Source organism: Nocardia alni, assembly GCF_019038435.1.
Classification (GTDB): Bacteria; Actinomycetota; Actinomycetes; order Mycobacteriales; family Mycobacteriaceae; genus Nocardia; species Nocardia alni.
On record NZ_JAGPOX010000004.1, the window covers coordinates 98,706 to 120,810 of the forward strand.

Annotated in this window: 21 protein-coding genes; 9 read left to right on the top strand and 12 right to left on the bottom strand. The window is 67.6% G+C overall.

The window, feature by feature from the left end; genetic code table 11:
* Window positions 1-69: 69 nt before the first annotated feature.
* Entirely contained in the window at window positions 70-1,218 is a 1,149-nt protein-coding gene (locus JZ791_RS03290; protein WP_216892660.1) for an acyl-CoA dehydrogenase family protein, read from the bottom strand.
* 224 nt (window positions 1,219-1,442) lie between these two features.
* Here JZ791_RS03290 and JZ791_RS03295 point away from each other — a divergent pair, with 224 nt between their 5' ends.
* From JZ791_RS03295 to JZ791_RS03305, 3 genes are read left to right on the top strand one after another with little or no spacing between them, the layout of a single operon-like run.
* On the top strand, window positions 1,443-3,422 hold the full coding sequence (locus JZ791_RS03295; RefSeq protein ID WP_216892620.1) for a branched-chain amino acid ABC transporter permease: 1,980 nt from the start codon (window positions 1,443-1,445) through the stop codon (window positions 3,420-3,422).
* Complete coding sequence (locus JZ791_RS03300; protein WP_216892621.1) at window positions 3,419-4,228, top strand: ABC transporter ATP-binding protein; 810 nt, start codon at window positions 3,419-3,421, stop codon at window positions 4,226-4,228. Before JZ791_RS03295 ends, JZ791_RS03300 begins: the two co-directional genes overlap by 4 nt.
* Window positions 4,225-4,953, top strand: coding sequence for an ABC transporter ATP-binding protein (locus JZ791_RS03305; protein WP_216892622.1), 729 nt, complete (start codon window positions 4,225-4,227; stop codon window positions 4,951-4,953). Before JZ791_RS03300 ends, JZ791_RS03305 begins: the two co-directional genes overlap by 4 nt.
* Window positions 4,954-5,069: 116 nt before the next feature.
* Here JZ791_RS03305 and JZ791_RS03310 read toward each other — a convergent pair whose 3' ends face one another.
* Window positions 5,070-5,879, bottom strand: a complete 810-nt coding sequence (locus JZ791_RS03310; protein WP_216892623.1) for an SDR family NAD(P)-dependent oxidoreductase — start codon at window positions 5,877-5,879, stop codon at window positions 5,070-5,072.
* A gap of 237 nt (window positions 5,880-6,116) precedes the next feature.
* The gene (locus JZ791_RS03315) at window positions 6,117-6,902 is read right to left on the bottom strand and encodes an SDR family NAD(P)-dependent oxidoreductase (RefSeq protein ID WP_216892624.1); all 786 of its coding nucleotides are present in this window, start codon (window positions 6,900-6,902) and stop codon (window positions 6,117-6,119) included.
* A 155-nt stretch (window positions 6,903-7,057) separates the two neighbouring features.
* Here JZ791_RS03315 and JZ791_RS03320 point away from each other — a divergent pair, with 155 nt between their 5' ends.
* Window positions 7,058-8,293: an ABC transporter substrate-binding protein gene (locus JZ791_RS03320; protein WP_256461797.1), complete on the top strand. Its 1,236-nt coding sequence runs from the start codon at window positions 7,058-7,060 to the stop codon at window positions 8,291-8,293.
* Window positions 8,294-8,376: 83 nt separating this feature from the next.
* On the opposite strand, the gene JZ791_RS03325 is transcribed toward JZ791_RS03320, so the two are convergent.
* Complete coding sequence (locus JZ791_RS03325) at window positions 8,377-9,219, bottom strand: TIGR03619 family F420-dependent LLM class oxidoreductase (RefSeq protein ID WP_216892626.1); 843 nt, start codon at window positions 9,217-9,219, stop codon at window positions 8,377-8,379.
* A 178-nt stretch (window positions 9,220-9,397) separates the two neighbouring features.
* Here JZ791_RS03325 and JZ791_RS03330 point away from each other — a divergent pair, with 178 nt between their 5' ends.
* From JZ791_RS03330 to JZ791_RS03350, 5 genes are all read left to right on the top strand, one after another.
* On the top strand, window positions 9,398-10,171 hold the full coding sequence (locus JZ791_RS03330; protein ID WP_216892627.1) for an SDR family NAD(P)-dependent oxidoreductase: 774 nt from the start codon (window positions 9,398-9,400) through the stop codon (window positions 10,169-10,171).
* An 11-nt stretch (window positions 10,172-10,182) separates the two neighbouring features.
* Window positions 10,183-10,977: a crotonase/enoyl-CoA hydratase family protein gene (locus tag JZ791_RS03335; RefSeq protein ID WP_216892628.1), complete on the top strand. Its 795-nt coding sequence runs from the start codon at window positions 10,183-10,185 to the stop codon at window positions 10,975-10,977.
* Window positions 10,978-11,043: 66 nt separating this feature from the next.
* Window positions 11,044-12,192, top strand: coding sequence for a thiolase family protein (locus tag JZ791_RS03340; protein WP_216892629.1), 1,149 nt, complete (start codon window positions 11,044-11,046; stop codon window positions 12,190-12,192).
* Window positions 12,189-13,028 carry an MBL fold metallo-hydrolase gene (locus JZ791_RS03345; RefSeq protein WP_216892630.1) on the top strand — a complete coding sequence of 280 codons (840 nt, stop codon included), beginning with the start codon at window positions 12,189-12,191 and terminating at the stop codon, window positions 13,026-13,028. Before JZ791_RS03340 ends, JZ791_RS03345 begins: the two co-directional genes overlap by 4 nt.
* Window positions 13,025-13,774, top strand: coding sequence for an SDR family oxidoreductase (locus tag JZ791_RS03350; RefSeq protein ID WP_216892631.1), 750 nt, complete (start codon window positions 13,025-13,027; stop codon window positions 13,772-13,774). The genes JZ791_RS03345 and JZ791_RS03350 overlap by 4 nt, the downstream gene beginning before the upstream one ends.
* Before the next feature lie 137 nt (window positions 13,775-13,911).
* On the opposite strand, the gene JZ791_RS03355 is transcribed toward JZ791_RS03350, so the two are convergent.
* The 8 genes from JZ791_RS03355 to JZ791_RS03390 all read right to left on the bottom strand — a co-directional run bounded on the left by JZ791_RS03355 (window position 13,912) and on the right by JZ791_RS03390 (window position 22,104).
* On the bottom strand, window positions 13,912-15,543 hold the full coding sequence (locus JZ791_RS03355) for an AMP-binding protein (RefSeq protein ID WP_308162746.1): 1,632 nt from the start codon (window positions 15,541-15,543) through the stop codon (window positions 13,912-13,914).
* A 75-nt stretch (window positions 15,544-15,618) separates the two neighbouring features.
* Entirely contained in the window at window positions 15,619-16,431 is an 813-nt protein-coding gene (locus tag JZ791_RS03360; RefSeq protein WP_216892632.1) for an SDR family NAD(P)-dependent oxidoreductase, read from the bottom strand.
* Window positions 16,432-16,482: 51 nt separating this feature from the next.
* A complete protein-coding gene (locus JZ791_RS03365; RefSeq protein WP_216892633.1) occupies window positions 16,483-17,262 on the bottom strand; it encodes a FadR/GntR family transcriptional regulator in 780 nt (259 codons plus the stop codon).
* Window positions 17,263-17,300: 38 nt separating this feature from the next.
* A complete protein-coding gene (locus JZ791_RS03370) occupies window positions 17,301-18,410 on the bottom strand; it encodes an acyl-CoA dehydrogenase family protein (protein WP_216892634.1) in 1,110 nt (369 codons plus the stop codon).
* A gap of 7 nt (window positions 18,411-18,417) precedes the next feature.
* Window positions 18,418-19,596: an acyl-CoA dehydrogenase family protein gene (locus tag JZ791_RS03375; protein ID WP_216892635.1), complete on the bottom strand. Its 1,179-nt coding sequence runs from the start codon at window positions 19,594-19,596 to the stop codon at window positions 18,418-18,420.
* 62 nt (window positions 19,597-19,658) lie between these two features.
* Window positions 19,659-20,555 carry a PhzF family phenazine biosynthesis isomerase gene (locus tag JZ791_RS03380; protein ID WP_216892636.1) on the bottom strand — a complete coding sequence of 299 codons (897 nt, stop codon included), beginning with the start codon at window positions 20,553-20,555 and terminating at the stop codon, window positions 19,659-19,661.
* Window positions 20,552-21,793, bottom strand: a complete 1,242-nt coding sequence (locus JZ791_RS03385) for an NAD(P)/FAD-dependent oxidoreductase (RefSeq protein ID WP_216892637.1) — start codon at window positions 21,791-21,793, stop codon at window positions 20,552-20,554. Before JZ791_RS03385 ends, JZ791_RS03380 begins: the two co-directional genes overlap by 4 nt.
* Complete coding sequence (locus tag JZ791_RS03390) at window positions 21,790-22,104, bottom strand: 2Fe-2S iron-sulfur cluster-binding protein (protein ID WP_216892638.1); 315 nt, start codon at window positions 22,102-22,104, stop codon at window positions 21,790-21,792. The genes JZ791_RS03385 and JZ791_RS03390 overlap by 4 nt, the downstream gene beginning before the upstream one ends.
* Window position 22,105 lies beyond the last annotated feature (1 nt).

Below are 22,105 nucleotides of genomic sequence, written 5' to 3' on the forward strand. Positions count from 1 at the left end.
TGTATGCCGGGGCGGCGCGCGAACATCGGTATCCGGTCCGGCGGTCGCTGCCGCCACCGCCATCTCAACCTAGGGCGCCAAATTCAGTTCTCGCCCGATGATCTCGCGCATGACCTCGCTGGTTCCGGCGTAGATTCGCTGGACCCGGCTGTCGCGCCACAGCCGGGAGATCTCGTATTCGTCCATGTAACCCGCTCCCCCGAACAGTTGCAGGCACGCGTCGACGACCTCGCCGTGGCGTTCGCTGGTCCACAGTTTGAGGGCGGCGGCCTCGGTGTTGGACAGCTCGCCGGCGATGTGTAGTTCGATGGCTCGGTCGACGTATGCGCGGGCGGCGGACAGGGTTGTCGCGACGGTCGCGAGGACGAATCGGGTGTTCTGCAGCGATCCCAGGGGGGTGCCGAATACGCGGCGGGTGCGGACGAACTCCTCGGTCAGCGAGAGCGCCCGTGTCATCACGGCTACCGAGTGGACGGCGCAGCCCAGGCGTTCCTGGGGCAGGCCGGTCATCAGGTGGTAGAAGCCGCGGTTCTCCTGGCCGATCAGGTTGGTGGCAGGCACGCGGACGTCGGAGAAGAACAGTTCGGCGGTGTCCTGGGCGTGCATACCGGCCTTGGCGAGGTTGCGACCGCGGGTGAAGCCGGGCATATCGCGTTCCACTGCGAGCAGGCTGATTCCTCGGTGACCGGCGGCCGGATCCGTTTTGGCGACCACGACGACCAGATCGGACAGGATGCCGTTGGTGATGTACGTCTTGGATCCGTTGAGGATGTAGTGGTCACCGTCGCGCACGGCCGTCGAGCCGATGGCCTTGAGGTCCGAGCCCGCCCCGGGCTCGGACATCGCGACCGCGGTGATCAGCTCACCACTGACCCAGCCCGACAGCCAGCGCCGCTGCTGTTCCTCGGTGGTGAGGTCGAGCAGGTAGGGCGGCATGACGTCGTTGTGCAGCGCGTAGCCGAAGCCCGCGCACCCGGCGCCGATGAACTCCTCGGTCAGCACGGCGTTGTAGCGGTAGTCACGAATGCCCGTGCCGCCGAAGCGTTCCGGCGCCTCCCAGCCGAGCAGGCCGATACTGCCCGCCTTGCGCCACACCTCCCGGTCGACGATCCCGTCGCGCTCCCACTGCGCGGTGTGCGGCGCGCACTCCTTCTCGAAGAAGGATCGGGCCAGCGCCCGGAAGTCCTCGTGGTCCTCGGTGAAGATCGTTCTCGGCAACATCTAGGGTGCACCTCCAGTTGTCCAACATAGTACTCATAGATTACTAGGTTATCTACCATTGACTAGAGGCATCGAACCGTGCGAGGGTCCAGGAAGAGACGGAGGTCACCTCCCTCCGCCCTTGCCGCCCACGGCTTCCCCGCACTCAGGGTGCCGCAGGGTGGCGTCCACAGGTCCATTGCACGAATCGGAATCGCATGCTCGGATACATATTCGCTGGATTGGCACTAGGTTCGATCTACGCGATCGCGGCCGCGGGGATCGTAGTCACCTACGTGTCCGCAGGCTTGATCAACTTCGCCTTCGGCTCGATGGCGTACGTGGTGGCCCGCGTCTACTACTGGCTGAACGTCCAGCTGGCGTGGCCCACACCGGCCGCAGCAGTGGTGTCACTGCTCGTGGTGGCGCCCGCGTTGGGCACAGTGCTGTGGGCGCTGCTGTTCCGCGGCCTGCGGGATCAGCCGCAGCTGATCCGGATCGTCGCGACGATCGGGCTCAGCGTGGCCCTGCCGCCCCTCACCATCGTGCTGTTCGGCAACACGGCCATACCCCAGGCACCGGGCCTGGGCGGTACCCCGCCGCGCACGTTCTCCGTGCTGGGCGCGGTGGTCAACCTCAACCAGATCTACACCTACGCCGCGGTACTCGTGGTCGTGGTAGCCGGATCCCTCGTCCTCACCCGGACGAGTGCGGGCCTGCGGGTGCGGGCGCTGGTCGACTCCGAGGCCCTCACCTCGATGTCCGGGGTGAACCCGAGCCGGGTGGGCGTCTCGGTGTGGGCGCTGTCCGGCGTGCTCGCCGGGCTCGCGGGCATCCTCGTCGCACCCACCAACGGCCTGACCGTGGAGGCCATGACCACGCTGATGGCCGCCGCCTTCGCTGCCGTGGTGGCCGCCCGCCTGCGCAGCCTGCCGGTCGCGGTCGGAGTGGCGCTGCTGATCGGACTGGTCACCGACATCGTGCAGAAATACCTGCCGCCGAGCAGCAGCTTCTCCGCGGCCGTACTGCCCAGCATCCCGTTCGCGTTCATTCTCGTCTTCCTGGCCGTCTACACCTGGCGCGGCGGACAGACCCGCGACCAGGTCCACGGCGGCAGCCTCGACCAGGCGATCCGGCCCGCGGCCGGCGCCGCGGCGACCGGCCGGGTCGTGGCGTCCGCCGGATACCAGTCACGACACCTCAGCGCACTGGGCACCGTGTCCGGCCTCGTACCGATGCTGATCCTCGCGATCCTGCCCGCGGTGCTGGGCGGGTACTGGCTCGGGCTGGTCGCGCAGGGCATGGCGTTCGCCGTGATCTTCCTGTCGTATGTGCTGGTCACCGGCGAGGGCGGCATGATCTGGCTCTGCCAGGCCACCTTCGCCGGCGGCGGCGCGATCGCCACCGCGCAACTCGTGACCGTCCATCACTGGGCGCTGCTGCCCGCTGTGCTGGTGACCGCCGTCGGCATGGGTGTCCTCGGGGTGCTAGTGGCGCTGGCGACGCTGCGGCTGGGCGATCTGTTCGTCAGCCTCGTCACGCTGAGCCTCGGACTGCTCGTCGAAATGATCGTCTTCACGCTCAACGTCTTCGACCAGTACGGCGCGGGAGTCACCCTCGACCGGCCGGGCTTCGCCACCGACGATCTGCCGTTCGCCTACCTGTGCCTGGCGATCCTGCTGCTGTTCGGTGCGATCACCGTCAATCTGCGCAGATCCACCGCGGGTCTGGCGCTCAGCGCGGTGCGGACCAGCCCGTCGGCGGCGCGGACCATCGGACTCAGCGTGGTGCAGTCGAAGGTACTGGTCAGCGGGCTCGGCGCCGGTGTCGCCGCGATCGGCGGCGCGCTGGCGGCGATGTATTCCGGTACGGCCGTGCCCAAGTCGTTCTCGACCGTTGGCGGTCTGGTCTGGCTGGCCGTCGTCGTGACCGTGGGCGTCCGCAGCGTCACCGGCGCCGTGATCGCCGGGCTGATCTTCACGATCCTGCCCGCGGTATGCCAGACATATCTGTCCGGGCAATGGGCCCAACTGCCCTCGATCGGCTTCGGCATCGGCGCGATGCTGCTCGTGGCCAACCCCGACGGAGTGGTGGCGATGCATGCGCGGCAGTTGCGCGGGCTGGTCGGGCGGCTGCTGCGCGGCCGGACGACCGCGCCATCCCCCGCACATCCGCCCGTCCCGGTGCAGCCGTCGACCGAGCGATCGGAGGTCGCCCGATGAACACCCCATCCGTAGCACCCCCGCCCCGGTTGGCGGCCCGCGATATCACCGTCCGGTTCGGCGGACTACTCGCGCTGGACTCGGTCGATATCGAGGTCGCGGCAGGCACGATCACCGGGCTGGTCGGGCCCAACGGCGCCGGGAAGAGCACGCTGTTCGCCGTGCTGTCGGGCTTACGCCCACCGCAGGGCGGCACGGTGCTGCTCGATGGCCGGGACGTCACCCGGGCCAGCGCCCAGGGCCGGGCCCGCTCCGGAATGGCCAGGACGTTCCAGCATCCGGAGTTGTTCACCGGACTGACAGTCCGCGAGCATCTCGAACTGGCCTACCGTGTCCGCTTCGCCCACCGTCGACTGTGGAGCGACCTGCTGACCGGTGGCGCCTTCCGCCGCGCCCCAGCACCGGAAGCCGGCAGGATCGCCGAGCTCGCCGCCCAGCTGGAAATCGAGCACCTGCTCGACGGCCCGGCGATCGGCCTGCCACTCGGTACCAGCCGCCTGATCGAACTCGCACGGAGCCTGGCGTGCGACCCCGCGGTACTTCTGCTCGACGAGCCGTTCTCCGGACTGGACTCCCACGAGACCACGCGCCTGGCCGGCACGCTGCGGGAGATCGTCGAGCGCGACGGTCCGGCCGTACTCCTGGTCGAGCACGATGTCGAACTCGTCCTGGGCCTGTCCGCCCGGGTCGCGGTCCTGGACTTCGGCCGCATGATCGCGCACGGGACCCCGGCGGACATCGCCGCCGACCCCCGAGTCCGGGCCGCCTATCTGGGCGAGGCCATTACCGAGCAGGAGGACCAGTGAACGGTACGACCGATAGCACTCCGGCGGTGGTTCTCGACCGCGTGGACGTACGCTACGGCCCGGCGGCGGCCCTGCATCAGGTCAGCCTCGAGGTGCCCCGCGGCTCGGCCGTCGCCGTGCTCGGCGCGAACGGCGCCGGGAAAAGCTCACTGGCCCGCGCGGTTTCGGGGCTCGTGCGACCGAGCGCGGGCCACGTCCTCATCAACGGTGTCGACGTCACGCATGCCCCCGCACACCGGATCCGTCGGCACGGGCTACTACATCTCAGCGAAGGCCGAGGAGTCTTCGCCTCTCTCACCGTGGCCGAGAACTTGCGGCTGGCAACCCTGACGCTGCCGCGACGGGACCGCCAGTCCGCACTCGACACGGTCTACGCGACATTCCCCGTCCTGGAGCAGCGGCGGCGACAGCTCGCAGGACGACTGTCCGGCGGCGAGCAGCAGATGCTGTCCATGAGCCGAGCCGTCGCGGTGACCCCCGCCGTGGTGGTCGCCGACGAACTCTCACTCGGCCTCGCCCCCAAGATGGTCGACCTGGTATTCGCCACGCTCGCCGCGATGCGCGAGCGCGGCGCGGCGATCATCCTCATCGAGCAGTTCGTGCACCGAGCCCTGTCGCTGGCCGACGAATGCCTGATGCTACAACGCGGCACGGTCGCCTGGCGCGGGCCCGCGGCCGAGGCGCAGGAGCACGCGCTGCGCGGCTACCTCGGCACGGAGGGCTGAGGGGCGCGGCAACCGACGAGGTCCGGTGAGAGGGTGAAATCCTCACCGGACCTCGTCGCGTGTATGGACCCGATCATGGAGGGTCGCGCCTCTCGGATGCTCGTGCCGGCCGATCGTCAGCGGCGCTCGGCGTCGTCGGCCTGCCGGGCCGCCAGCATGGTCTCGGGCATCCACCTCTCGTCGCCGGTCACCTTCGGCTCGACTCGTAGCGACACCCCGCCATCCGCGACGATCGTCTGGCCGGTGACCCACCCGCTGTCGGGGCTGGTCAGGAAGGTGACGACCTTGGCGATATCCACTGGCGCCGCTACCCGGTCCAGGGGTACCGCGCCGGACCAGGTGGATACGAAACTCTCGTCCTGCATGCGCCAGCTGTTCATTCCGGTGACCACCATGCCCGGCGCTACGCAGTTGACGCGGATGCCCGCCGTTGCCAGTTCCAGTGCCGCGACCCGGCTGAGCATTACGACGCCCGCCTTCGCGGCGCTGTAGGCGGCCAGGCCGCGGTGGGCGAACTGGGCGTTGACCGAGGCGATGTTCACGATGGATCCGGGGATGCCGTGTTCGATCATCGAGGCGGCGGCCTCTCGCAGGCACAGGAAGGTGCCGTCCAGGTGTACCGAGGTCATGCGGCGCCATTCGGACAGCGGGGTGGCCACGATCGGCTGGAGCAACGAGAAACCGGCACAGTTGACCGCGGCACGGATCGGTCCGAGGCCACGATAGGTCCGTTCGACCGCCTGCTCGTCAGTGACGTCGAGTTCGTATGCCGTGCCGCCTGTTTCGCCGGCGACCATCTCGGCCTTCTCCATGTCGCGGTCCAGGACGGCGATCCGCGCCCCGGTCTTCGCCAACTCCTCGCACACCGCCGCGCCGATGCCGGAACCGCCACCCGTCACCACGAAAACGCCATCGTCGTCCGTCATCGTCTCTCCCTGTTGTCTCTCGAAATCGTTGCCTGTCAACGCCATCACCGGCTCATGCCGCCTCTTCGCTCCAGCACTCGCGGCGGCTCGGCCTCGCTGATCGGCCACTCACCGCGCTCGCTCACGCCTCTCCTGCGCTCCGGCGCCAGCGGAGGCCCGGTGTGTACTCCATCGACGCTCGCTCACCCCTCCGCGTCGTCATGAGCTGCGCCCCTGCGATGCCCAGCGGTGGCCTGCTCACGCGAGTACTCCGCCCGCGTTCACGTGCAGCGTCTGGCCCGTGATGTGGCGACTGTCCGGATGGACGAGGAAGGCGATGGCGGCGGCCACCTCCCCGGGATCGAGCACCGCCGACATGAGGTTTCGCGCCGGTGACGCCTCGACGGCCGCCGCCAATTCCTCCACGCTGCGCCACCGATTGCGCGTCAAAGGCGTGTCCACCACGCCGGGTGAGACGGCGTTGGAGGTGATGCCGCGCGGCCCGCCCTCGACGGCGAAGGTCTTGGCCAGGGCGATGACCCCCGCCTTGGCCGCCGAGTAGCCGCCCTGTCCCGGCAGCGGCCGCACCGCCGAATCCGAGGTCACCAGCACCAGCCTGCCGCCGCCAGCGGCCACCATGGCCCGGTATGCCGCGGTGGCGACCAGAAAGGTGCCGGTCAGATCGACCGAGATCAGCTGTTGCCAGAGCTCCAGCGGATAGTCGTGCAGCGGCGCGGACGCGGAGATGCCCGCGCAGGTCACCGCGATGTCCGGCGGGCCCAGCACCTCGGTCAGTTCCCGGGTCGCGCGCGTCACGGACTCCGCGCTGCCGACATCACAGACCCGATGGGCGTCCGCACCGAGGGCAGCTGCCGGCGAGGCCAGATCGAGCACGCCGACGCTCGCACCGAGGGCAGCGAGCCGGGCCACGGTCGCGGCTCCGATTCCGCTGGCACCGCCGCTCACCCAGGCCACACGCCCACGCAACGGAGCCTCGTCGCCGACGGACCCTTCCACTCGAGCCACAACATTGTCGTCGTCCATCGCCACCTCCGAAGATTCTGCTCGACAAGGCTAACCTAGTTAGCGAAGATAGTGAAGATCCGATCGATCCTTGCCTCATCATAACTATCCTGGTTATATATGAGAAGCAACACAGTCGAGGCCCTCCCGGGCCGCATCACATGGGAGCATCAACGATGAAAAAGCTCCTGGGGTCCGCGCTCCTCTTAGCGCTGACAGCCAGTTCCGTTGTGGCCTGTAGCAATTCCGCCGGCAGTGGCACCACCCCCGGTTCCACGATCACGGTCGGCCTCATGGCCGATCTGACCGGCGGGTACGCCTCGGGTTTCGACACAGCCGAGAAGGGCATCAAGGCCCGGTTCGACCTGCAGAACGATCAGGGCGGCGTGCACGGGCACAAGCTCGCCTACTCCGTCGCCGACACCACCTCCACCGGCGCGGGCACACTGTCCGCGGCGCAGACGCTCGTGCAGAACGACAAGGCGTTTGCGGTGATCGGCGACAACGCCGACGGCAGCAATGCCGTGAACTTCCTGCACCAGCACAAGATCCCCTACCTCGGTGAGGGATCCAGCGCCCCGCAGTTCGGCGAGCCCGCCTACACCAACATGTTCTCGGTCACCGGAAGTTACAACCCGCACTATGCCGTCGCAACCACCTACGGCGACTTCTTTCGCTCGCAGGGCGTCACCTCGGTGGCCGGAGTCGGCTACCCCGACGCGGCCTCGGCGAACGCCGTGAAGGCGCATCTGGCCGGAGCCGCGGCGACGGGCCTGAAGGTCAGCTACACCAACACCTCGTTGCCGATCGGCTCGACCGATATCGGGGCCATCGCCCTGGGCATTCAGCGCTCCGGCGCGGACGGCGTCTTCCTGCCCATCCTGCCCAACACGGCCTTCAGCCTGCTCGGTCAGCTCGCGCAACTGCATGTCGACATCAAGGCGGCGGTCGTGCTCACCGGCTACGGCCACGATCTGCTCGGGTCGCCCCCCGCGGTCCAGGCCGCCCAGGGCGATGATTTCACCTCGTTCATCGCACCCGTGGAATTGGGCACTCCCGCCACCAAGGCGGTGCTCGACGCGATGCGCCGATACTCCGGCATCACCACAACACCCACCACCGCCGAGTACTACGGCTGGCTACTCGCCGACGCCTTCATCGCCGGTCTGCGCGCCGCACCGGCGAACCCGACGCAGCAACAGTTCGTCGCCGCGCTACGAGGTATCCACGACTACGACGGTGGCGGGCTCTACACCGGGTCCAAGCTGGACTTCAGCCAGATCGGCAACGTCAGCGTCGGCACCGGGCCCGGCAACTGTATCTACATCGTGAAGTTGCAGGGCAATGCCTTCCAGCCGCTGCCGGGCGCCGAGCCGATCTGCGGCCGGACCACCGGGCAGACGGTCGGCTGACCATACCGGCCGGGCGGAACGAGGGTCCCGGCGGCGGAATACGTTCCGCCGCCGGGACCCCGGTGTCTCCAATGCCGAAGATCTCAGCCGAACAACGCTTTCGCCGCACGCTGCGCGAGCGCACACGCCTGCTGACCGTTCCGGCCACGGAACTCCACCACGACCCGGACCGCACCGGCCTCGAGGTAACCGTCCACCAGATCGTCGATGCGGTCCAGCGCCGCCTCGTCGAGATTGAGCCGGATGGACCGTGCCACGGCCCGCCCGGCAATGTCGTCGAGCCGATGCCCCTGCTCCGCCAGCTCCGCCGGAGTCAGGTCCCACGGATGCCAGACATCGGCGATCCGCGCGGCGCGGCGCATGGCAGCGGGACCGTTGCCGCCCACCCAGATCGGCGGATGTGGATGTTGTGCGGGCCGGGGCTGCACTTGCACGTGCCGGACCGGGAAATGCGGCCCGTCGTGTTCGATCGGGCCGCCGCGCCAGCAGGCGAGCATCAGATCCAGCGCCTCGTCCGTCGCGGCGCCCCGCTCGGCGAACAGGTCCCCCGCGCCGACAGCCCGATACTCGGTTCTGCTCCACCCGGTTCCGATGCCGACATCGAGCCGGCCGCCGCTCAGCACGTCCACGGTGGCCAGCATCTTGGCGGTGAGGACGGGGTGCCGATACGGGACCACCAGGACGCCGGTGCCGACCCGGATCGTTGTCGTCGTCGCGGCGACCCAGGTCAGCGCCGTGAGCGCCTCCATCCAGTGCGAGCCGTAGAGATCATCGGTCGCGCGCAGGCCGACGAGGTGGTCGGTGACCCACACGCTGTCGTAGCCGAGGTCCTCGGCGATCCTGGGCAGGTCCCGAACCGTGTCCGGAGAATCCGTGCCCATATTCGGAATGGCCAGGCCGACCGAGCGGCGATTTTCGTAACTCATATGTACCTCATATCCAACTATGAAAGAGACCGACAGTGGCCGTGGGTAATCCGCGGTCGTTACGGGAGGGTATTGATGCGCACCTGCCGTTGGACTACTCTCTAAGTTAGTGCACTAGGTTAGATTTGAGACTCTCTCGAGTCCACAATACGACACCAACTCTTCAGGAGGAGTCTTGATGGAACTGCGCGGATCATCCGCGATCGTCACCGGAGGCGCGTCGGGCCTGGGCGAGGCCACCGTGCGGCGGCTGAAGGACGAGGGCGCGAAGGTCCTCATCCTGGACGTCAACGACGAGCGGGGCAAACAACTCGCCGCGGAACTCGGCGTCGAGTACGCCCACGCAGACATCACCAGCGAGGCGGATGTCATCGCCGCCGTCGAGGCCGCGACCGCACTCGCACCGCTGCGCGCGACGGTGAGCTGCGCGGGCGGCGGCGGCCTCGGCGGCCGCACGATCGGCCGGGACGGCTCCTACGGCTCCGCGCATTCGCTGGAGTCCTATACGAACTTCGTGATGCTGAACCTCGTCGGGACGTTCAACGTCATCAGGCTGGCCGCCACCGCGATGTCCCGCAACGAACCCGATGCCGACGGCGGCCGCGGCGCCATCGTGACCACGGCGAGCGTCGCGGCGTTCGAGGGACAGATCGGTCAGGCGGGCTACGGCTCGGCGAAGGCGGGCATCGTGGGATTGACCCTGCCCGTCGCCCGCGACCTGGCCGCCGCGGGCATTCGCATCAACACCATCGCACCGGGCCTGTTCGATACGCCGCCGATGCGCGCCTGGGGGACCGAGATGCGCGATTCCCTGGCCGCCACCATTCCCTTTCCCAAACGATTGGGCGACCCGGCGGAATTCGCTGCGCTCGCAACGCATCTGCTGACAAACTCCTATGTCAACGGGCAGACGTTCCGCCTCGACGGCGCCGTCCGGATGCAGCCGAAGTGACGGGCGCGGGCATGAGTACCGACGACTCACCGTCCGGCGCGGGCGAACCCGTCGTCCTGGTCGAGCGGCGGGGCCGCATCCTGATCGTCACGATCAACCGGCCGCGCCAGCGCAACGCCCTGGACGGGGCGGCGGGCCACGCCCTCGCTGCGGCCATGGACGAACTCGACGCCGATGACGGCCTGAGCGTGGGCATCCTCACCGGCGCCGGCGGCACGTTCTCCGCCGGCATGGACCTGAAGGCGTTCCTGCGTGGGGAACGTCCGGACCTGCCCGGACGAGGCCTCGGCGGTATCACCCAGACACCGCCGCGTAAGCCGCTGATCGCCGCCGTCGAGGGATGGGCGCTGGCCGGAGGGTTCGAACTGCTGCTCGCATGCGATCTCGTTGTCGCCGCGTCGACGGCGAAGTTCGGTGTGCCCGAGGTCAAGCGCGGTCTGGTGGCGGGCGGGGGCGCGGTGCTCAAACTGCCGCGTCGCGTTCCGTACGTCGTCGCGCTGGAACTGCTGCTGACCGGTGAACCGGTCAGCGCGCGGCGCGCCTATGAACTCGGCCTGATCAATCGCGTCGTCGCCGATAGCGAGGCGCTGGCCGGTGCGATCGAACTGGCCGAGGTCCTGGTCTCCAACGGTCCGCTGGCCCTGGCCGCGACCAAGGAGGTGGCCTCCCGGACGATCGACTGGCAGACCGAAGACGGCTGGCAGCGGCAGGAGGAGATCCTCGCGCCGATCTACGTCTCCGACGACGCGCGCGAGGGCGCGAGCGCATTCGCCGAGAAACGGCCCCCCGTCTGGACCGGCAAATGAGACCCGCCCTACCGCAACATATTTCACCATACGCGGCACGATGTGCCGAAGCTCCAGGAGGTTTCCATGCGTGACGCTGTCATCGTCGCCGCCGTTCGCAGCCCCATAGGCAAACGCAACGGCGGCTTGTCCCCGCTGCACCCGGTGGACCTGTCCGCAACGGTCCTGGACGCACTGACCGAGCGGGCCGGTATCGACCCCGCGCTCATCGACGACGTGGTGTGGGGCTGCGTCGGCCAGGTCGGCGAACAGGGCGTCAACGTGGCCCGCAATGCCGTACTCGCCGCCGGGTGGCCGGAGTCCGTGCCGGGGACGACCGTCGACCGCCAGTGTGGCTCCTCGCAACAGGCCGTCCACTTCGCGGCGGCCGGAGTCATCAGCGGTCAGTACGAGATCGCCGTGGCCGGCGGCATCGAATCGATGAGCCGGGTGCCGATCGGCTCATCCATGGGCACCAACGGCCAAACCCCGAATTCCCCAAGGCTTTTGGCCCGATACGAGAATGTCGAACCGCATCAGGGCGTCGGGGCGGAACGCATGGCGGAGCGATGGAACCTCTCGCGTGAGCGCCTCGACGAGTACAGCCTCCAGTCGCACGAGCGGGCCGCGCACGCCCAGGACTCCGGCGCCTTCGACGCGCAGATCACCGAGATTCCCGTCCAGGACACCGTGATCCGCGCCGACGAGGGGATTCGGCGGACGACATCGCTCGAGCGACTGGCGGGTCTGCGTCCGGCCTTCACCGAGAGCGGCGTCATCACCGCGGGCAACAGCTCGCAGATCAGCGATGGCTCGGCGGCATTACTGGTGATGACCAGTGAGCGTGCCGCGGCACTCGGCCTGACTCCCCTGGTGCGCGTACACACCGCGGTCGTGGTCGGGGACGACCCGATGATCATGTTGAGCGGACCGATCCCGGCCACCGCCAAAGCCCTGGCCAAGGCGGGACTAACCATCGACGACATCGGAACGTTCGAGGTCAACGAGGCCTTCGCATCGGTTCCCCTCGCCTGGATAGCCGAAACCGGCGCCGAGGAGAAGGTCGTCAACCCCGACGGCGGGGCCATCGCACTCGGCCATCCACTGGGCGGGTCGGGCGCGCGGCTGATGACGACGCTCATCTACCGCATGTCTCGCGGCGGAATCCGATACGGGCTGCAGACCATGTGCGAAGGTGGTGGGCTCGCGAACGCGACGATCCTGGAGTTGCTGTGAGCCCGGCGGACTTTCAGGTCGGGTCGGTGCGAGTCCACCCGATCCTGGACGGCCACATGGGCGTCGCCCCGCATGTGCTGTACCCGTTCGCCGGCCCGGACGACCTGGCCGCCGAGGACCGGCTCGACGAGGACGGGAACGTGCCGCTGGACTACGGCGGCTATCTGCTGTCCGGCCGGGACGACGCCGTCGTCCTGGTCGACACCGGCGGCGGCGAGTCGTTCGCGGTCGCCGAGGACAAAGGCAGACTGCACACCAGCGGGCTGCTGGTCGAGCAGCTCGAGCGGGCCGGAGTCGCGCCCGCGGACGTCACACACGTCGTATTCACCCACTTGCATTTCGATCACTGCGGCGGGGCCTCCTCGGCCGGCCGGACCACCTTTCCCCACGCACAGTACGTCTGCCACGAGGAGGACTGGCGCTGGTTCGTGATCGGTGAGGCCGACCCCCGGGTGCGAACGGCCATGGAACCCACCGCGTCACAAGTCCGGACATGGACGACGGACACCGACATCCTGCCGTGGCTTCGCGTGGTGCACTGTCCGGGACATACCCCCGGCAATTCGATCGTGTTCGTCTCCGACCAGGGAGCGGAGCTGGCGCTGATCGGCGACCTCGCGCATCATCCGCTGGAGTTCACCCACCCCGGCTGGCTCGGTGGCGTGGATGCCGATCCATCGGGCGTCGTCCACGAACGAATGTCCTGGTTCGGACGCTTCGCCGACGCCGAAACCCCCATCGCCAGCACGCATTTCCCCGATCTGCGCCCGATCACGATCGAGCGCGCCGGGCAAGCATTCCGCGAGTCCCCATCGCTGTCCAAGGAGGCACAGTGAGCGTTGTCGGTAGAACAATTTTGGTCACGGGAGCATCGGCCGGTCTGGGTGAGGCGATCGTGCACGCTCTCGCCGAGGCCGGCGCGCGGGTCGTCGCGGTCGCGCGCCGGATCGATCGCCTCGAGAAACTCGAATCGCGCTGGCCCGCACAGATATACGCCGCCGCGGCGGATGTGCGCGACTACGCCTCGATCCGGTCCGCCGCCGAGCAGGGGGCGGCCCGGTTCGGCGGCATCGATGGCGTGATCGCCAACGCGGCGGTCACCACGGCAACCGACGTGGCCACCGGCGATCCGGTCCTGTGGGAGGACGTGCTGCGAACCAATCTGCTGGGCTCGCTGCACACCGTCCGGGCGAGCCTGCCGCACTTCCCCGCGACCGGGCCCCGTGATGTCGTGCTCGTCGGTTCGACGGTCACTCGCACCGCGATCGCGGACCTGACGGTCTACAGCGCCAGCAAGGGCGGCCTGGACAGCGCGTTCTCTTCGATGCGCCTGAGCCTGACCCCCCGCGGCATCCGCTGCTGCCTGCTCCTGCCCGGCCGCATGGAAAGCGAGCTGGTCGACCACATCCGCAGCGACGCGCGGATCGATGTCGGAAACGCCGACAGGACAGCGCATTACGGCACCTTCACCCCTATGGATCCGGCGGCTGCCGCAGCGGCCACCGTTCATGTGCTTGCTCAGCCCGAAAATGTCACCATCGAAGAACTGGTCATCCGCCCGTTCGGTCAGCTCGCCCCCTGATCCGCGCCCGCTACGACGCACGGGATCACTGAAAGGCCGGAACCCCGCCCGGAAACGGGCGGGGTTCCGACCTTTCGGGGTCTTTCGGGTCTTTCGATGCCTTCCGAAATCGTTCAGCCGAAGCTTGCCGAAGTCGTTCAGCGCTTACCGAATTCGATGCCCGACTTCTCGCGGTCCCACGTGCCCGCGGTGACCCCCTCATCACGAAGCGCATACTTCAGCACCCGCCCGACCGGGTTCTTCGGCAACTCGGCCCGGAACTCGATGTAGCGCGGAATCGCGAAGTACGGAAGCCGTTCCACCGACCACTTGCACAGCACTTCGGGCGTGAGCACAGCGCCCTCGGCCAGCACGGCGGTCACCTTCACATCGTCCTCACCGACATCCGACAGGACCGAATGGACCGCGACATCCACCACGTCCGGATGCTGCTGGAAGGCGGTCTCCATCTCGAAGGAGGAGATGTTCTCGCCCCGCCGGCGCAGGTAATCCTTCTTGCGGTCGACGAAGTAGAAGAAGTCGTCCTCGTCGAACCTGCCGAGGTCTCCGGTGTGAAACCACATGTTGCGCATCAGGTTCTGGGTGGCGTCGGGCCGGTTCCAATAGCCCTCGAACATGACGTGCGGTTTCAGTGGCCGCACCACGATCTCACCGACCTCCCCCGCGGGAAGTTCGTTGTCCTCGTCGTCGAAGATGCGGACATCGAAATCCTCGTTGCGACGGCCCGAACTACCGGACTTGGCGATCTCACCATGCGACAGACTCGTCGTCATGCAGCATTCGGTGAGGCCGAAGACATTGGCTCCGGTCCACCCGACGCCGAAGCGCTCCTTCCACTTCTTCTCCAACTCGGGCGGGAAGGGTGCGCCCTGAACGATCTCGAGCTGGCCGTAGCACCGTTTCGCCGCCTCGCTGTCGGGAGCATTGGCGATCAGGCTCAGGATCGTACCGAGCAGTGTCGTCATCGTCGCGCCCGACCGTTCGATCTCCGGCCAGAAGCCGGACAGCGAGAAGCGGGGGGCGATGGTGGCGCTGCTGTGCAAGACGGCGGTGGGCAGCACCGTGCAGTTCCAGGCGTTGAAGTGGAACAGCGGTAACGGCGTCCAGGTGTGGTGCTGCTTGCCACGGCCACTGACCTGCAGATACTGCCGAGTCGTGTTGACGAAGTAGTTGTGACTGATCATGCAGCCCTTGGAGGGCCCGGTAGTGCCGGCCGTGTAGACGAAACAGCACAGGTCCGACGGTGCGGCGACGGGTGCGGGCAGCCTGTCGTCCGCGCCTTCGCGAAGCTCGTCGAGCGACAGCAGATCGATACCGTCGTGATGCCCCAGCGACCGCGTATCCGTCACCTCGTTGCCACGACGCAGGACTGCGCGCACATCGCCGAGCCCCGCCGCGACATCGAAGATCCGCTCGGCGTAATCATGCTCGGCGATAACGATTTTCGCACCGGAGTCGGCGATCTGATGACGCAGGAATTCACCGCGGTAGGCGGTATTCACCGGCACGAGAACAGCCCCGAGCCGGCTGGTGGCCAGCATCGCGGCAACGTGGTCGATGTTGTTGTCCAGCACGGTGACGACTCGATCGCCCTTGCCCACCCCGAGTTCCGCCAACCCGCGGGCCGTGCGTGCGGTGAGCGCGGCCACATCGGCGTAGGTGTGATGCTCGGCGCCGAAATCGAGGTACAGCCGGTCGGGCACGGCCTCGAACGCGCGGTCGAAAACCGCATCGACAGAATCGAGTTCGCTCGTTGTCCACCTGATCACTATTAGTCCTTCCTAGTACTGATAGTAATCATAGTTATATATGAGACGGAAGTCGAGTCCCTGAGATGACACGCCTCACTCCGATAACGGCGTCGAGGCGATGCGCGGCACCGGATATTTCGCCATGGCGCCGCCGTCCAGGGGCACCATCGCGGCGGTCATGTACGCACTCAGGTCCGAAGCAAGGAACAGGACAAGGTTGGCGAGATCCCGCGGCGTGCCCGCCTTCCTGATCATCCGGTTGTCGGCGCGCGCGGCGCCGTTCACCGGATCGTTGTGCAGATAGGCGGTCTCGTCGCTCGCGATCGAGCCGAGCAGCACGAGGTTGACCCGGATCCCCTCATCGGCGAAGTCGTGCGCCAGCTGACGCGTGAACCCCTCCAACGCCGCCTTCGACGTCGAGTAGCCCAGCATCGCGCTCTCGACGCGCTGCGAACTCATGGAACCGATGTTGACCACGGAGCCGCCGCCCCCGCTGGCGATGATGTGCGGGATACCGTACTTCGCGAGCCAGAAGGGACCGTAGACACCGACTTTCATCATGCGATCGAACCGCTCCGTCGTCTCCTCGATCGCCGAGACACCACCCTCGACACGAAGGATCTCGGTCGCCGCAGCATTGTTGACGATGATGTCCAGGCGGCCGTACCGTCCGGCCACCATCGCGACGGCGCCCGAGACCGACTCCTCGGAGCTGATGTCCGTCTGAATGAAGGTGGCGTCGAATCCCTTGTTGCGCAACCGCTCCGCGATCACTTCACCCTCGGGCGCACTGCGTCCCAGGCAGGCGAGCCGGGCGCCCTCCTCTGCCAAGCCGAGCGCGATGGCCATGCCCATGCTGCGCGTCGCGCCGGTGACGATTGCGACCTTCCCGTCGAGGTGGCCCATGTCAGTACCTTTCGTAGTGCTCAATCTCTGAACCGGTCGAGTGGCGCGCGGTCAGTCGAGCAGTTCGGTGATGTGCTGATCCTCCGACCAGCCCGACTGCACCTCGCGGACCAGTTCCATATGACGGGCCCAGAACTCCTCCGCCCTGGCGCCATCGCCCATCTCGATCAGGTCGACCAATCTGCAGTGCGCCTTGAACGAGCGCTCCTGCTGCTCTCTCTGGTCCGGCAGACTCACCATCCCGCGGGCGGAATGCTGCTCGCTGATGTGCTGCAGCCCCTCGGTGACCACGGCCATGGTCGTATTCCCGCTCAGGTCCATCAGGACCGAGTGAAATTGCCATGCCGCCGCCGCATAGGCGGCGCTGTCGCCGATCGCCGCCGCCTCGTCGTCCAAGCCCCGGCGCAGTAGCCGCACGCTCTCGGGGGTCGCATTCATCGCGGCGAGCCGGGCCGCAGGCGGCTCGTACAGCATCCGGAACCGATAGACATCCGCAAGCGTCGTCTTACGGATCTGCAGCTGGATCGCGACGGCCCGGGCCGCGACACCCACATCCGGAAGATTGACGACCGGGCCGCGATGCGAACCACGCCGCACAGAGATGAGGTCCTGCGCCTCCAGCAGCCGCAACGCCTCACGAAGCGTGGGGCGCGAAACCTCGTACTGATCCATCAGGATCGCCTCGCTCAGCAGCGACTCCCCCGGCTCGAGCTCACCCTGGAGAATTCTCGACCGCAATTCGGCGGCGATAACCTCGGCCATCTTCGGAATTCGGTGCGCCGCCGCGCGAGCGGCGGGCACCGATCCGTTGGCCGCACCAGAATCCGCCATCGTTCTCCTACCTCGTGGTCCGGAATCGGACTGCGGCATCAACTCGCCTCGGAACCGATGCGCGCCAGCACGAACGCGGTCAGACGATCGTCGTGCCACTCCGGCGTCCCGAGAAGAAGTTCGTTCACCTTCGCGCGCCGCAAGAAGATATGAAGGTCGTGCTCCCACGTGAAGCCGATACCACCGTGCAATTGCAGTGCCTCGGACGCAACGCAATTCCCGGCGCGGCCCGTGGTCGACTTGGCCACACTCACCGCCTCCGAGGCGCCGCCGATCGAATCGGCGAGCAGCGCCGCAGCCTCCGACGTCGTCGCGCGAGCGGCCTCGCACAGCACGAGCATGTCCGCGATCCGATGCTTGAGCGCCTGGAAGCTTCCGATCGGACGCCCGAATTGGACCCGCGACTGTACGTAGGCGATCGTCATCGACAGCAGTGCGTTCGACAAACCCACCGTCTCCGCGCATTGCAGCGCCACCGCGACGTCGAACAGCGCCTCGGCCGCGCCCTCGTGCAGCACCGCTGGGGCGCCGATCGCGACCCCGGTGCAGCTCAACCGGCCGTGCAGACGTCCGATGTCCAGCGACTGCATGGGGCCGACATCGACACCGGGATCCGTGGCATCCAGCATGACGGCCACATCGCGCGTGCCGAGCCGCGCCGGCACCAGAAACCCTGCGGCCGTGGGACCGTCGGGCAACCACTCGATCGCGCCGTCCAGCACGAACCCGTCTTCGGACTCGCGCAGAGTCAGCGAGGACGACGGCCGCGCGGTGCCGCGACCACTCGCCCACGACAGCGCGGCGCCTGCTGCGACGCGCGGCAACCATTGCGTCTTCACACGCTCCGAACCGAACTCGGACACCACGAAGGCGACGCCGAGAGTCGCGGGAAGCGGACTGGCCTGACCCACGCGACCGAACTCCTCGGCCACAATGCATGCCTCGGCGACCGACAGGCCGAGGCCATCGTATTGCTCGGGCACCGCCAGCGCGTTCCATCCGAGGTCGACCCCGCGCTTCCACAGCTCTGCATCGAACTTGCCGGGCGATTCCGTTCGCGCCCTGACCTTCTCGGAGGTGCAGAGTGCCTCGAGCACGTCCCTGGTGGCGCTGCGCAGGTCGTCCTGGTCGGATATGGAAAGAGGCATCATCGTCCTAACGGGGCAGGCCGAGACCGCGCTCGGCGACGAGGTTGCGCAGGATCTCGTTGGACCCCGCGGAGATCGTGTAACCGCGCGCGAAAAGCCATGCCTTCTGCCAGTAACCGTCGTCCGGCGCCTGCGGATCGTCCTCGCCGTGGACCGCCTGCTCGCCGAGTAGTTCGGCCGCATAGGTGACCGCATCGAGGTTCGCCTCGGAGAACATCAGCTTCACTACCGGCGCGTCGTACGATCGGTCCGCTCCGGACGCCTCGCGCAGCACCCCTTCGAACCCGAGCAGGTCGGTCGCCCGGGCACGCGCATACAACTGACCGAGTCGCTGACGGACATCACGCCGGTCGGCCAGGGTCGTACCCGTGGAATCGGCGGTCCGGCCCGCGATGCCCACCAGGCGTTCGACCTTCGCCACCACCGGATCCTCACGCACACTGTGGGATCGCTCGCGGGCCAGGGCGGACCGCGCTATCTCCCAGCCCTGCCCCGGCGCACCGATCATCGCGCCGGCGGGCAGCCGCACGTCGTCCAGGAACACCTCGTTGAAGTCGCTGGCGCCTGTGATGTCCCGAAGCGGGCGCACGGTGACGCCCGGCGCGCTCATATCGACGATGAACGCGCTGATGCCCGCATGCTTGGACGCCAGTGGGTCGGTGCGCGCGAGCAGAAATCCCAAGTCCGCTATGTGGGCATGGGTGGTCCACACCTTCTGCCCGTGGACGATCCACCCGTCGCCGTCGACTCTGGCCGTAGTACGAAGTGCGGCAAGGTCACTGCCCGCTTCAGGCTCGCTGAAGAGCTGACACCACAGGTCGTCGAAGGATCGTATTCGCGGGAGGTGAGTAGCCTTCTGCCGCTCGCTGCCGTACTCGAACAGCGTACCGCACACCAGATTCCACGCCCCGATCGCCCTGGGCACCTGCGCCGCCGCCAGCTCCTCGTCGAGTACGAAGTCCCGCAACGGATTCGTAACGCCCGAGCCGCCCCACTCGACGGGCCAGTCCGACCCCATCAAGCCCGCGGAGAACAGACTCCCGCACCACGCCCGGTACGCCGGGAGATCGACGCTGTCCGGGCTCCGGGTGCCTGGCAGACGCGGCAGGTCCGGACGGTGCGTCGCGATGTGCGCACGCACCGCGAGCTGGAACTCGCGGATTTCGTCGGTGGGAGCAAGTCGCATCGTGAGTCCTACGCCATATCGGTCCGAATATCGATCATGTCATACTTAGTTAACTATCATCGTCAGCCGATCGCGATCTCCGTCCGAAAAGCGGTGACCGCGTCGCCTGTGATACTGACGTCGAGGTGATCGCCCGGTTGCCGGCGGATGTGGACCTCGACATCGCCCGGGCGGTGCATGGCCTCTCCCTGACGTCCGGTGAAACTCAGAGCGCCGTCGGTGAGGGCTGCGCGGTCGTGGTGGACGAGGTAGGCGCCGAGGGGGCCGTGCCCGTTGCCGGTGACGGGGTCCTCGCTGATACCGATCGCGGGAGCGAACATGCGCGACCAGGTGAGGGCGTCAGGCCCGGCATCCATCGTGAAGACCATGTACCCGTTGGAGCCGACGTCCCGGCTCAGTGCGGCCAACGCCGGCAGGTCGGGCGCGATGGCATCGACAACGGCGCGGGTGTTCACCTCCACGATGACCTTCGAGTGGCCGGTCGACACGATCTGCACGGGGCTGCCGGCCAGATCGCTACGATCGATGCCGAGCGCCGTGACGAGCCCGCTCAGCTGCTCGCCGTCGAGGATGGCCTCGAAATGTGGTGTGCCTTGGTGCATTCGGATGCGTACACGCCCGTCTTCCCGTTCGACGTGTATACGTTGGAGCAGTCCGGACCCGGTCTTCTGCACAACCGTATGTGCCGGTAGGTCGTGCTCGACGGTACGGGCGAAGTGCGTTGCGACCGTGGCGTGACCACAGGTCGGCACCTCGGTCGTCGGAGTGAAGAACCGCACCCGCATGTCGTGGTCACCGGCGTCGGCGGACAGCACGAACGCGGTCTCGGAATTGTTGAGTTCACGCGCGAGGGCGAGCATCTGCTCGTCACTCAGCCCGTCCGCGTCCAGCACCACACCCGCCGGGTTTCCAGTGAACGGCCACTGCGTGAAAGCGTCGACCTGGTAGAGGGTTCTCATCGGCTCTCCCGCGCCAGTGCCCGCGTCTTGAGATCGAAATCCGCGGCGGACGCCTCTGCATAGGTCACAGGGTTGTGAGAACCCACGAGCCTGCGAGCCGACTGATGGGACCGCACGTCGCTCACGGAGTCGACACCGACCAGAACGCCCTCCCGGAAACACAGCACCGAGAATCGGCCGGCCTCGACCGCACCGGTCAGCAGGGTCCGATCGTGGCCGGTGGTGAGTCCCGCCATCTGGATGCGCAGGTCGCCCTGGTGGCTCCAGAACCACGGCACCTCGTCATACGCCTCTGCGTTCCCGGTCGCGATCGCCGTGGCGACGTGCAGCGCCTGTCCGGTCGCATTCTGCACCGACTCCAGCCGCACGCTGCCCGGGGCGAAGCGCGTCGGGAAGCGGGCGCAGTCGCCGACGGCGAAAATTCGAGGGTCCCGGGTGCGGAGAAATTCATCGACCAGGATGCCGTCGTCGACGGCCAGGCCCGCGGCCGCGGCCAGACTGTCCTCGACTCGCACTCCCACGCCGACGACCAGGACGTCGGCGGGCAGTGCCGTTCCCGCGGCCGTGGTCACCCCGCACAGGATGCCGCCGGAGGTTTCGATCGAGGCAAGGGAGTCCCCGAGCCGGATCTGTGTCCCCATCTCCCGATGGAAGCCGAGCGCATAGTCCGACAGTTCCGCGGAGACCGCGCGCCCCATCAGGCGGGGCGCCATTTCGAGGACTGCGACGGCCGCGCCGCGCTTACGCGCGCTGACCGCGACCTCGAGCCCGATGAAACCACCGCCGACAACAACTACGCTCTGCGCCTTGTCCAAGGCCCCCCGCAGCGCATCGGCATCGTGAATGCTGCGCAGGACGTGGACTCCCGAGGCCTCGGCGCCCTCCATCGGGAGGCGCCGGGGCTCGGCGCCCGTCGCCAGCACGAGCCAGTCGTAGGACAACTCGTCGCCGTCATCCAGACCGACCAGGCGCCCGGGACGATCGATCGAGACGACACGAGCGCCCAGGCGAAGACCGATTCGTTGAGCGTCGTAGACGGCCCGAGCACGCACCGGAAGTTCGTCGGAAACCTCGGAGTGGTCGAGGAATCCCTTCGACAGCGGCGGGCGCCGGTAGGGGAGCTCGGGTTCCGCGCAGACGAGCGTCACCGGATCCTCGTATCCCGCCGCGCGTAGCGCCAGGACTGTCTCGGCGCCGGCCTGGCCGCCGCCGATCACCACCACACCGCCGCCCCTCAACGCTGCGCCTCCGGTGTCTCCACGACGAATTCGACGTCGGGGCCGACCACGAGCTGACAGCACAACCGGCTGTTCTCCCGGCGCGGGCAGGCGGCGAACTCCAGCATCTCGTCTTCCTCTTCGGTTGCCGGGCCTCCGGTTTCCGGCGATACGACATACACATGGCATGTCGCGCACATCAATTCACCGCCGCATTCCCCGATTATTCCGGGAACACCGTGCTGGACGGCGATATTCATCAGTGACTGCCCCTCGTCCGCATCGAGTGCGGTTTCGGTGCCGTCGGCGTGACGGTAAACGACCTTGCACATA